Origin of the sequence: Corynebacterium matruchotii, assembly GCF_011612265.2 — a bacterium.
Lineage (GTDB): Bacteria > Actinomycetota > Actinomycetes > Mycobacteriales > Mycobacteriaceae > Corynebacterium > Corynebacterium matruchotii.
This window is the reverse complement of record NZ_CP050134.2, coordinates 2,691,336-2,704,048: the sequence shown is the minus strand read 5'-3', so window position 1 is coordinate 2,704,048 and position 12,713 is coordinate 2,691,336. Positions and strand designations below refer to the sequence as shown.

The following is a 12,713-nucleotide window of genomic DNA, read 5'->3' as shown; positions in this document are numbered from 1 at the left end:
TGACTGAGAAGAACAACGACACCCGCGAGGCACGCTCCACCCGACGGCGTAACCGGCGTCGATCCCGGCAGCGCACCCCTCAATCTCAGCCACCCACCACAACGCTTGTCGACGCCACAACCTCCGGCAAACAAGCCAAAACCAGCGGAAAAACCAGTGGCAAAAAACGTCGAAAAGCAACCAGCACCAACCGATCCCGGACCACAAAACCCCGCACCGCCGAAACCAGCATGGAAACCCGCAACGAGACCTCCGCCGGCGGGCTCGTTATTTCCGGCCTCTCGGAAGCTGTAGCGGCCGACGGCAGCGTAGACTTAAGTCGTGTCTACGTCGCGCTCATTGGCCGGCTAGACCGCCGTGGCCGCCTTCTATGGTCCATGCCCAAAGGACACGTCGAAACCGGGGAAGACATTACCGCAACCGCCGCCCGCGAAGTTTGGGAGGAAACCGGCATCCACGGCGAAGTCTTCGCCGAACTTGGCGTCATCGACTATTGGTTCGTCTCGGAAGGTACCCGCATCCACAAAACCGTGCACCACCACCTGCTACGCTACGTCGACGGCGAACTCAACGACGAAGACCCCGAAGTCACCGAAGTCGCCTGGATCCCCGCATCCGGCCTCATCGAACGCTTCGCCTACGCCGACGAACGCAAACTCGCCCGCATCGCCCACGATCTGCTACCCGACCTGGCCCGTGACGAGCAGGCGGCGGGGAGGTCCACACCCCGATGACCCACCATATTCCACGCCTATCAATCGGCCCACTCAACCGGATACGACGCCGACTCCACCACAGTATCATTCTCGGGCTCACCGCCCTCACCACAGCCACCGCCACCACCTTATGTAGCACCAGTGCCATCCCCGCTGCCCGCGCCGACGCACTCCCTAATTTTCCCACAAACCCCATAGCCAAAGCCCGATGGGTCAACCCAAACCTCCGCACCGGCGAAGAAACCAGCAACTACAAAATCGAAATCCTCCGCGTCCCCCAACACATCAAACTCGGCGAAGAACTTAAGGTTACTCTCAAAGTTGTTAATAATTCACCCGAATCAATTGCGGGCTTCAAAATTGTTCCCGCCCACGCCGACGCCCCCAAAGATCTCGCCACCGCACGCATCGTATTATCCCAAGAACCCGGGGCATACCCTTATCAAGCCAAAACGATTAGTAGGGATGATATTATTGCACCTGGTCATAGTGTAGATATTGATGTTATTATTCCTACAGCACCCGGAGCGACGGGTGGATTCAATATCAGTGAGGCAGATTTTTATCCCGTGTTATTCGCGTTACGGTCATTAGAGAACGATGCACTGCTCTACACACAACGCTTCCTCCTCAACGTCAACGCCAAAAACACCACCGGATCGGGGGCAACCACGGGAGCCACGCACCAAGGAAACTCCGGGACAAATACCGGCAGCCAAACCGCCGACACTAATTCGAAAACCAGTTCGCAATTATCGCCTGGGGTGACCATAGTTTATCCCCTCACCGCCACCGTCGATAGTGTGGGCGGTGAAACTGGTGAAGCACCAAACCACCCACCCCTCATCCTTGAAAGCGAACAACTAGCAGAACAGCTACGATCCGGCGGCCGCCTTGACACCCTCCTCAAAGACTATTCCACCTACACCAAGGCGTCGGAAAGCCTAGCCACCGCAACCTGCCTCGCCATCGACCCGCAACTCGTCAGCGTCGTCGAACGCATGGCCGGCGGGTACACCATCGCCCACGACCGGCCCAGCACCGTATCCCAAAAACGCCGACTCCGTGACTCCTGGGGCACCGACGACGAACCCGAATCCGGCACCCCCGGCACCGGCGCCGACGATGCCGGCCGCTGGCTCGCCGAACTACGGAAAACCGCGCAACACGCCAAATGCACCATCGCTCTCCCCTGGGGAAACACCGACCTCAACTCTGTGGCCGCCACCGGCAACGACTGGCTCATGCGAGAAGCCGTCCAAACCGGACCGGGCATTATCGCCACCATCCTCGGTATCACCCCAGAAACAAACATTGTGATCCCCGGGGCCGGCTACGTCACCACCCAAGCCGCAGGTAACCTCGGCTGGGCCGACCTCGCCCCCTACCGATCCCGCAACGAATACCCAAACATTTCCGAAGAATGGCAAACAGACTCCAAACAGGTAGGCGCCCCCGTCCCTACCGCCCCCGTAGACGTGCTAGTCGCCGACAACACCGTGTGGGGAATCCCTAAGGTTGATAGGTTCGGGGTACTCGACACCGCCGGGGCAACCAAAAACGCCACCACCAACAGCAATATCGGCGGTGGCATCCGCGCCGTCACATATTTAGGATCCCTCGCTGCATCCCTCGCCGAAGCAACCGACACCGCAACAACCGTCGGATACAGCAACTATAATGCCCGCTTCAACTACGACCTGGATTCACTGCCGGCACGCCGGGCAACCGCGACTTCTGCCCTGCAAATGAGCATTATGAAGGCCAACAACGAGGGGAATATGAGCGATTCCCGGGGCGGCGGCCAGGGCGACTCGCCAGTATCCGGGGCGAGTTCACCGCAGCCACTACTGGTACAACTGCCGTCAGCGATGTCCAATACGGCACAATGGCTCGATGCTCTTGTAAAAATGTTCGAATCGAATGCGGCCACCCCCATGAAGCTGTCGGACTATGTGAACCCCTCCCTGCAACAGGTAGAACAGTTGGCAAGCATGGCGGCGGCCACCTCAGCCGCGACCTCCGCGGCAGCTGATGCGGCAACCGAGGCGGATGAGCAACAACGGCTCACGCAGTCGGCGCAGGCGGTACAGTCAGGGCGATCTGCCCGGCTGGCGGGCTCGGTGCGGCCGGCAAGTTCGGTGGACTCCCAGCGGACACAACGGGTGCCGGCGCCCGCAACAACGGCAACGGGCACGGCAAACGCTGCAACCACGGCGGAGCAGTCGCAACCAAACTCTACCCCATTTGGGGCGCCACACGAGGATCCCGGCGTGATTTCCGACTCAGAAATCTTCCGGGCCACCAGTCTCCTCGAATCAATCGACAATCTCACCCAACTTGTCATCAGCGACCCCACCATTGCCCTCACGCCCTACGGCTTCACCGAACCCCTACGACAAGATATTTTGCGGGCACTCAGCCGGGACCGACGGCGGGCCATGTCCACCTACGACACGAATGTCCGAGACGTGCAGCGCCTCCTCGACAACGAAGACATCGTACTCAAAGAACTACGCAGCTCGGTGGCCCTGATTCCGCCGGGGAATGTGTACACCCGGATCTCGGAGTCATCACCACTCCTTATTGTTGCCCGCAATGGGTTGCCATTGCCGGTTGATACGCGCATCCATTATTGGGGCCCAACGGGGGCAAAGATTAATATGCCAGAAACGATTTTCATACCAGCCAAAGGTTCAATTACGGTACAAATGACCGCCAGCTTGCCGACGGATACTGCGTGGGATGAACGCACCGATCTGAACCTATGGTTAGCCACAAATAGTGGGTCACGGTTTTCGGACGAGATTACGATTGGGGTACGAACCCGTTCGGGTGTACTTGGAACATCCGGTAGTTTAGCCAGTTTGGCAGTCATAGTGTTGTCAATTGCGCTACTAGGACGGTTAACGTTACGACGTCGTAAAGCCAAATCCGAAGCCGCAGCCGACTCAAAGAGTACAGTAAGCACAAATTCTGACTGATAATCTGAAATATTCCATAAAGATTATTAAGGAGTATCCCTTTGAATGACAACGACCAGCAATCGGGATTCCGACGTCGAATCATTCCGCCGGCACCCCCCTCGCCGGTGCCTGCTCGTCGGGAGCTTCGTCGGCGACGACCGGCAAACGACCGCTCGCTCTTAAAACAAGCCCCCTCCGCGGAGGAAGCACCTGGGCTCTTAGCGGCAATGCACAACGATGCGGCGTTCATGCCTGCCGGGACGGCGGTGAAAACTAGGCCCAGCCGGCCAGCCGCGGAGGCACCACCCGACGACGCCGACGGCGACACCGGCGACGACAACGCCTCAGACTCGGAGGTCCTGCAATCATCCGGGTCCATGGCGATTGCCACGCTGCTGAGCCGACTCACGGGTTTCCTCCGCAACATGCTCATCACCGCCTCACTGGGTGGTGCAATCGCATCGGCGTTCAACACGGCGAATCAGCTACCCAATATTATTACGGAAATTGTGCTGGGTGCAGTGCTGACCTCGCTGGTTGTACCGGTGCTGGTGCGGGCGGAAAAGGAAGACCCCGACCATGGTGAAGCGTTTATCCGCCGGCTATTTACCCTATCGGTGTCACTCCTAGGCGCTGTTACGATACTCTCGGTCATTCTTGCGCCCAACCTGGTAAAAATGGCCCTAAGCTCCGAGAGTAAGGTGAACCTTGCTATCTCCACAAGTTTCGCCTACTGGCTGCTGCCGCAGATCTTCTTCTACGGGGTGTTTGCGTTGCTCATGGCCGTGCTGAACACGAAGAATGTGTTCAAGCCTGGGGCATGGGCTCCGGTGATTAATAATATCATCACCCTGACCGTCTTGGTGCTTTATTGGGTCTTGCCTGGGGAGCTCGACCCCAAAGACCACAGCGTGGGCATTTTCAACCCGCACGTGCTACTACTAGGCATTGGCACCACCACCGGCGTGATCGTGCAAGCGCTCATCATGCTGCCCTACATTAGGAAATCCCGGGTATCCCTCAAACCCCTCTGGGGAATCGACTCCCGCCTGAAACAATTCGGCGGCATGGCAGCCGCAATCGTCGTCTACGTGGGTATTTCCCAATTCGGCTACTTTGTGACCTCCCGAATCGCAGCCTCCGCCGACGCACTGGCCCCCAACATTTACCAGCAGGCATGGCTGCTGCTGCAGGTGCCCTACGGCATTATTGGTGTTACCCTGCTCACCGCAATCATGCCGCGGCTCTCCCGCAACGCCGCCGACGGTGACGACAAAGCCGTGGTCGAAGACCTGGTCATGGGCTCAAAGATGACCTATATCGCGCTCATTCCCATCGTCATCTTCTTCACCATTTTCGGCACCGACATCGCCAAAGGCCTCTTCGCCTACGGCAAATTCGACGTCGAAGCCGCAACAGTGCTGGGCTGGACGCTCAGCTTCTCCGCCTTCACCCTGCTGCCCTACTCCACGGTGCTCCTGCACCTGCGGGTGTTCTACGCCCGAGAAGAGGCCTGGACCCCCACCTTCATCATCGCCGGCATCACCGTGACCAAAGTCGCCCTGTCGTGGCTGGCAACCATGGTGGGCACCGAGCCACAGAAACTCGTTATCCTCCTGGGTGCGGCCAATGGCTTCGGCTTCGTGGCCGGCGCCCTCATCGGCGGCTTCCTATTGCGACGCCAACTAGGGGACCTCGGCACCAAACAAGTTACCCGAACATGTGTTTGGGCGCTCATGTCCTCTCTCGTGGGCGGCAGCATGGCCTTCGGCCTGCACTACCTGCTCAAATTCGCAATGCGGCCCGTGATTATGCGGATAGGCAGCATCGGCTTCATCCTCGACCTGGCCATCACCGGTGTGGTCTTCCTCGTGATTACCGGCATCGTACTCTCCCGATCCGGCCTGCCCGAACTATCAGTGCTCTCCCGGGTGGCCCGCCGCATCCCCGGCCTCAGCCGGTTCATTGCCGAACCAGAACGCAACGAATACTACGAAGAAGTCGCCACCCCGCAGCTCCGGGCAGCCGCCACCTATGTGGACGACACCTTCAACGCCACCCCGGTGCCGCCGCCCATGTCGGCCGGTATTGTGCGCGGACCGCGCCTGGTCCCCGGCGCGGAAGTGTCTGACGGCTCCTTCAGGCTTTTGGCAGACCACGGTTCGGTGCCGGGTGCCCGCTTCTGGCATGCCCGGGAAAAAGCCACCGGCAAGGAAGTAGCCCTCACGTTTGTGGACACCTCCGGTTTAGCCCCCATGGCTCCAGCAACCCCGGCTGCGGCCCGGGCAGCTAGCGAGCTTGTGGCGGCACGTACCATGAAACTGGGGCGAATCAATAATGCGGCCATTGCCTCAGATATCGAGGTCCGTTCCTACCGCAGTGGCTGCCTGGTCATCGCTGAGTGGGTGCCGGGCAGTTCGCTGGCGGCAGTGGCGCATGGTGATGTGAACCCGTATGCGGCAGCTCACGCCATGCAGCCCCTGGTGGAGGCATCCCAGGTTGGGGTGTTGGGCTTGGATAATCACGCCCGGATCCGCATTAACACCCAGGGGATTGCGGTGTTGGCGTTCCCCGCGGTGTTGGAGTCAGCGTCGCATGAGAAGGATCTGCGCTCCATCCGTACCGCACTCAGCTCGCTTATCGACGCCCCAACGGCGCCCCCCGGCATCCACAATCTTTTGACCTGTGAGCTGGAGGATATGCCGGAGGCCTATGCCGCCCTGATGATGAGCCCATCACCAGCCACTAATGTGGAGCAACCACTAGAAATCGAAGAAGAGGAAGTCCCACAAGTGACGGCCGCCCCCGGCTTCGGCCGAGGCTATTCCCGGATGACCACAGGCATTGTGCTGGTGGGGGCCACGATCCTGGTGATTATTGCGGCCATGCTCACCGCCTTCCTCATCACCCTGTTCAACCAAAACAAGGATTCCCCACTGCGGCAGGATTCGCTCACTTCCCGGATTGCATCACCACCAAAGAAGCCGGACGAGTTGCTGCCAATCAAATCGGCTTCCGCCTGGGGCCTGGAGAATCCGACTGCCGCCTACACCATTGACGACAATCCGGCAACCATGTGGGAAACCGGCCCGGAAACCGGCCTGGTGTTAAGCCTGAATTCGGCCCATCGGATTAAGACCGTGGTGTTGTCCGGTGTAACCCAGGGCACAAACGTGCAGGTGATTGGTTTGGATACGACAAATCCAACCCCGAGTCCCACGAGTTCAGCCCAAATCACATCAGCGATCAACCAACTGTTGGCGAATAATGTGATTGGCAGCACTGATGTGAACAGCACCAAGATGAATGTTGACATTAAATCCACCAAGAAGTTCAATCAGATCCTCCTGTGGGTAGTCACCCCCAATGGCAGCCCTCTGGTGATTAAGGATGTCACGGTAGTGGGCGAGCCCTAAGCGCCCTAGTTTGGTCGATCCCCGACCCTAGCCCCAGCCTTGTTCTTCGGCTGGGGTTTCGCTATGCCCGCCAGCCGCCAGCCCCACAACCGCAAGGCTTCACAGATGCTAAGCGGGGTTTCTGCGCCAAGCAGCGCCCTGTGGCCCGCCACAAACCGGAAACCCCGCTTAGAACATTTGCAGTGGGGGATGGGGTTTGGCAGCACTTTCGATAAGCGGGGTTTCTGCCCGGGGAGGGGCCGCAGGGTGGAGCCCGATGGAGAAACCCCGCTTAGTAAGTCTGCAGCAACGCCGGGGCTGGGGGGGCTGTACTTGTTCTAAGCGGGGTTTTGGCTTTGGGCGACATCGGAAAGGCTAGGAATATAGGGAATGTCAGCTCCTGCTGCATAAATGCTAAGCGGGGTTTCCGGTTTGTGGTGGGCTGTGGGATACGACGTGCCGGAGAAACCCCGCTTAGAACATTTGCGGCAGGGGAGCGGGATTGCCGCCCCGGGTCCGCTTAGCGGATATGAAGCTGGATTGGTGGGGGTCGGGAGGACGTCGTAAAGCAACCGGATGCAATAGGGAAGCATGGGGTAGAGAGATAACCACCATTAATTATACGAATGCATGTGCTATAATTTTAGAAGAGTGCTACCAGGTTGCGGCAAACATGAAGCAGTAAAATACGCATTATACCTGCGGCTTTGCGCGCGCCACTCCAGTTACAAATGTATTGGGAAATTACCTCTATTCCAGAGTGCAGTAAGCGTGGTTGAATATTAATCAAATCAATGCAGCACCTGTGTAACCAAGAGGTCAACATGAATACCAGAGAAGATGAGCGGCACCTCATCGCTCAATTGGCGGGCAAGAGTCTTTATCACCGCCTCAACCATCTGCCGAAATCCCTCATCGAACTCAGCGACAGCGAACTCGTCACCGCGTACCTGGATGGCAACACCGCTGCCTTCACCGTCATCGTTTCCAGGTATTACCGGCTCATGCTGTGGGTGGCGCACAAATACACCGATCGGATTATCGACGCCGAAGACCTGCTACAAGAAGCCCTGCTTCGGGCTGCGAAAGGCCTCCATATGTACCGGGGCGAATGCAGCCTCGGTGCCTGGCTTCACCGCCTTGTCGCCAACGCCGGCTACGATTACCTGCAGAAAGAGCCCACAGCACACCCGGCAGCACTAGACGACGACAACCAACGCCGCACCATCGAAGGCATGCTGGCGCACAACCCGGTCGACATGGAAATCACCGCCCTCGAAATCCGGCGGGCCATCAACTATCTCACCGGAATATCCGCCGAACTCGGGGAGGTGTTCATACTGATGGATTTAAAAGGCTACAACCAGCATGAGGCTGCCCGCATCACCGGGGTTTCCGGCAGCACCGTCAAAACCCGAAGATTTCAAGCCCGAACGTACCTGCGTGACACCCTCGCCGCATAATCCTGGGTAGGGCTGGGTGCCGGAAACAAGCCCGGCGGGAATACACCAGCATCTGGGACTGTTACTGTGGTTAGCGAAGAATAACCCATAAACAAGAACCCAGATGAAAGGTTTACCGTAACTATGACAGTGCATGATGTCATCATCATTGGCTCGGGTCCCGCCGGCTACACGGCCGCACTCTACAGCGCCCGGGCCGACCTAAAACCCCTGGTCTTTGAGGGATACGAATACGGTGGCGCGCTCATGACCACCACCGAGGTGGAGAATTTCCCCGGCTTCCCAGATGGTATTATGGGACCAGACCTCATGGAGGCAATGCGGAACCAGGCGGAACGGTTCGGCGCCGACCTGCGCCCCGAGCTGGTCACCAAGGTGGATCTTACGGGGGACACGAAAAAGGTGTGGGTTGATGACGAGGAATTTCAGGCCCGCGTCGTTATTCTCGCCACCGGTTCGGCAGCCCGCTACCTGGGGGTTCCCGGGGAACAAGAGCTCCTAGGGCATGGGGTTTCCGCCTGCGCCACCTGCGATGGGTTCTTCTTCCGGGACCACGATATTGCGGTGGTTGGGGGCGGCGATTCTGCCATGGAGGAGGCTATTTTCCTCACCAGGTTCGCCAAGTCCGTGACCATTGTGCACCGCCGGGAGGGGTTCCGGGCTTCGGCGATCATGCTGGAGCGCGCCCGGGCCAACGATAAAATCCGGTTCGCCACCAATAAGGTGGTGGAGAAAGTCCTGGGTGAGAGCGCTGTCACCGGGCTGGAGCTCCGCGACACCCAGACCGGGGAAACCTCTGTCCTGGATGTGACCGCCATGTTTGTGGCCATCGGGCATGATCCGCGCACCCAACTGTTCCGGGATGTGATCGACACCGATGAGACCGGGTATGTGACGGTCCAGCACCCCACCACCAAGACCAATATTCCCGGGGTGTTTGCCGTTGGTGATTTGGTGGATAATCACTACCAGCAGGCAATCACCGCAGCTGGCAGCGGTGCCAGGGGCGCCATTGATGCCGAACACTACCTGGCGGCGCTGTAAAACCTGTGGGCGTCGACAAGCAAAAAATAAGGAGAAAACATGAAACCTATTGAAGTTACCGAAACCACGTTCCGCTCTGTCGTGGTGGAATCCGACAAACCCGTGCTCGTGGATTTTTGGGCAGAATGGTGCGGACCGTGCAAGAAGCTGGCGCCGGTCATTGACCAGGTGGCGGAGGAATTCGACGGGCAAGTCGTGGTGGCAAAAGTCAACGTTGATAATGAACGCAACCTGGGGGCCATGTTCCAAATAATGTCCATCCCCACCCTGCTCATCTTCAAGGACGGTAAAAAGGTCGAGCAATTCATAGCCCGCGGTTCCAAAACTGAAATCGTGGCACAATTGAAGAAACACCTTTAGGGGAACTCCACTGTGCTACCGGATTTGACTGGTATCCTGACAAACAACATAGTTCACCCGTGAGGATAGGAGAAGCGTGTCTGATGTTTTAAAGGTGGGCGATAATAGCCCCCGTGTTGCTGAAGTGCGAAAGTCGCTCGCACGTTTGGGGTTGCTACCTAACTATAATGAAAGCGGCAACCCCGACCACGCAATTTACAACGCGGACACGCTTTTCGACGACGAACTAGAAGCAGCGCTCCGCGGATTCCAGCAAGCCCGCGGCATCATCGCCAGCGGCGAAATCAACGAAATGACCCTCCGCGTCCTTAGGGAAGCATCCTACGAGCTCGGGGCCCGCGTCCTCAACTACCAGCCGCATAACGAAATGAGCGGCGACGACGTGGTCCAGCTGCAACAACAACTGCAAGAGCTCGGCTTCTACTCCGACCGCATCGACGGCCACTTTGGCGAACACACCTACCGGGCCCTCCTGAAATATCAGATGAACTACGGGCTCAATATGGATGGCATTTGCGGGCCCAACACCATCAGATCACTGAATCGGTTGGGACGCCGCATCACCGGTGGGTCACCCCAAAAACTTAGGGAACGCGAACGCATGCGTGCCGCCGGACCCCGCCTCACCGGCAAACGCGTTGTCATCGACCCCTCCCTGGGCGGGCCAGACAAAGGCATGACCGTCCGTGGCCTCTACGGCGAAATCACCGAAGAAGAACTCATGTGGGACCTGGCATCCCGGGTGGAAGGCCGCATGATTGCCGCCGGCATGGAAACCATTGTTTCCCGACCCCGGCACGATAACCCTTCCCTCCGGCAGCGGGCCGACATCGCCAACGCCTTCAACGCCGACCTCATGATCTGCCTGCAGGCCGACCGCTACCAAAACGACAAGGCCTCCGGCTGCGCCACCTTCTATTTCGGCTCCGAACAGGGCAATTACTCCATGACCGGGGAGCTCCTCTCCGGGTTCATCCAGCGGGAGATAGCGCACCGCACCAAGCTCGTTAACTGCGGCAACCACGCCCGCACCTGGGATCTACTGCGCATGACCCAAATGCCCTGCGTGGAAGTGGTCACCGGCTACCTCACCAACCCTGGTGACGTGCGGATACTCACCAACCCCGCCAAACGCGATGCTATAGCCGAATCCATTGTGGTCGCCGTGAAACGGCTCTACCTCATGGATAACGACGATAAACCCACCGGCACCTTCAAATTCAGCGAGCTGCTGGCCCAGGAAATGCTCAGCTAGCCGGCGCCGCTGGCGTTCAGCGTTGGGGTGGGTGTTTGAGCACCTGGCGCCCACCCCGGCACCCGGCCACAACGTGCCTGGCCCTATACCACTTGCCGCCAGTTTCGGCCATCTTCAGCACACTTGCTTACCCCCGCTGTTTACCCCCTGACATGCAGCCCCATTGGCCAACCCCGCCCTGGCGTTTCCATAAGGTGGTTGGTGTGGAACAGTTACAATTGGTGGCTTGGCCTAGAAAACCGCAGGTGTCGGCGTCGCAAAGCGGCGGCTGGAGTGCCTCGGACGCCTTCGAATACCACTATATACAGTTAACAAAACGGCTGGGATCGTTAAGGTTTGCCTATGAGGAGGCTCCGTATTTCCTGCGATTTCTGCTGCATATCCAGGTTGCGCAGCTGTCGTGCCGCACGGCGGTGATTAGTTGCCTGGCGGCGGCGCGGGTGCACGGGATCCCCACGCTGAACCGCGAGCACTCCACGGTGGTCGAGCTGAACCTGCCTGGCAACGGGAAGCCGTCGTCGACGTACCCGGAGATTTTTCATTACCGCTGCGCCTACCTGCCCGAATCCGACATTACGGTGGTGAACGGATACCGGGTCACCACGATAGAGCGCACCTTTGTGGATATTTGTGCGGTCAACGGCGCGCTAGAGGGGCTGGCGTTTATCGAGGCAGCGCTGCGGCAGGGCTTCCGAAAACGGCAATTCCAAATGTATTTGGATTCGCATCGGGGCAGGTGGGGGATTACGAAAGCCCAGGAGGTGCTGGACCAGGCGCTGTACGGGATTGATTCGGTGCATGAGACGCACGCCAGGTATGTGATTATGACCTGCCTGCCGCAGCTCTCCGTGTCCGCCCAGGTAGTTTTCTACACCCTGAACTCGTATTATCGAGTTGATTTATTGATCGCGGACTCTTTGATCCTTGAGGTTGATGGCCGCGAGAAGTACGCCGGCCCCGACAAGCAGGCGCGCCAGGTCTACAGGAAGCAGATCGCCCGCGAGCAGTTCCTCCTCGACCTGGGCTACCACGTGGCACGCATCCACCCAGACGAGATCGCCACAAAGCTGGCGAACAAGGTGGCGTTCCTTACCAATAAACCCCCACTAGACCGACACGTGATTGTGGACTTATACCATCAGCCGCCCTGGTGGCAGCGCACCTAATCCGCTTTACGACGCACTCTGCACCCCATCCCACAATCCGGGCCCCTCCCTGGGTCCCCCGCACCCCAACCCCGCCTAGCATATCTGCTGGGCGGGGTTTTTGGGCGTTTCGCCACCCCGGAGCCACTGCCGCACAGGTGCTAAGCGGGGTTTTGGGGACAAACAGCACCCCACAGCCCGCCCCAAGCCAGAAACCCCGCTTAGAACATATGCTACCGCGGGGGGCTGGGGCGGGGATCCCGCCGGGGGAGGCGTCGTAAAGCTAAAAATGCGGGGACAGCACACATGCTAAGCGGGGTTTCTCCGGTGAGCGGCATCCTGTGGCGCCGTTTGGGACGGAAACCCCGC

At 58.8% G+C, this 12,713-nt stretch carries 7 protein-coding genes and 1 pseudogene; all 8 read left to right on the top strand.

What is annotated here, in order from left to right:
* Nucleotides 1-236: 236 nt before the first annotated feature.
* Nucleotides 237-734, top strand: a pseudogene (locus HBA49_RS12065) (NUDIX hydrolase); the annotation flags it as partial.
* On the top strand, nucleotides 731-3,700 hold the full coding sequence (locus tag HBA49_RS12060) for a hypothetical protein (protein ID WP_005526680.1): 2,970 nt from the start codon (nucleotides 731-733) through the stop codon (nucleotides 3,698-3,700). The pseudogene HBA49_RS12065 and the gene HBA49_RS12060, both read left to right, overlap by 4 nt.
* A gap of 41 nt (nucleotides 3,701-3,741) precedes the next feature.
* Complete coding sequence (locus HBA49_RS12055; RefSeq protein WP_005526723.1) at nucleotides 3,742-7,098, top strand: murein biosynthesis integral membrane protein MurJ; 3,357 nt, start codon at nucleotides 3,742-3,744, stop codon at nucleotides 7,096-7,098.
* Between the two features lie 803 nt (nucleotides 7,099-7,901).
* Nucleotides 7,902-8,540, top strand: coding sequence for an RNA polymerase sigma factor (locus tag HBA49_RS12050; RefSeq protein WP_005526807.1), 639 nt, complete (start codon nucleotides 7,902-7,904; stop codon nucleotides 8,538-8,540).
* 123 nt (nucleotides 8,541-8,663) lie between these two features.
* Nucleotides 8,664-9,584, top strand: a complete 921-nt coding sequence (trxB, locus tag HBA49_RS12045; RefSeq protein ID WP_005526675.1) for a thioredoxin-disulfide reductase — start codon at nucleotides 8,664-8,666, stop codon at nucleotides 9,582-9,584.
* Between the two features lie 39 nt (nucleotides 9,585-9,623).
* Entirely contained in the window at nucleotides 9,624-9,944 is a 321-nt protein-coding gene (gene trxA, locus HBA49_RS12040) for a thioredoxin (protein ID WP_005526764.1), read from the top strand.
* 76 nt (nucleotides 9,945-10,020) lie between these two features.
* Nucleotides 10,021-11,199, top strand: coding sequence for an N-acetylmuramoyl-L-alanine amidase (locus tag HBA49_RS12035; protein WP_005526844.1), 1,179 nt, complete (start codon nucleotides 10,021-10,023; stop codon nucleotides 11,197-11,199).
* A 203-nt stretch (nucleotides 11,200-11,402) separates the two neighbouring features.
* Nucleotides 11,403-12,365 carry a hypothetical protein gene (locus tag HBA49_RS12030; RefSeq protein ID WP_005526707.1) on the top strand — a complete coding sequence of 321 codons (963 nt, stop codon included), beginning with the start codon at nucleotides 11,403-11,405 and terminating at the stop codon, nucleotides 12,363-12,365.
* The last annotated feature ends 348 nt before the right edge of the window (nucleotides 12,366-12,713 follow it).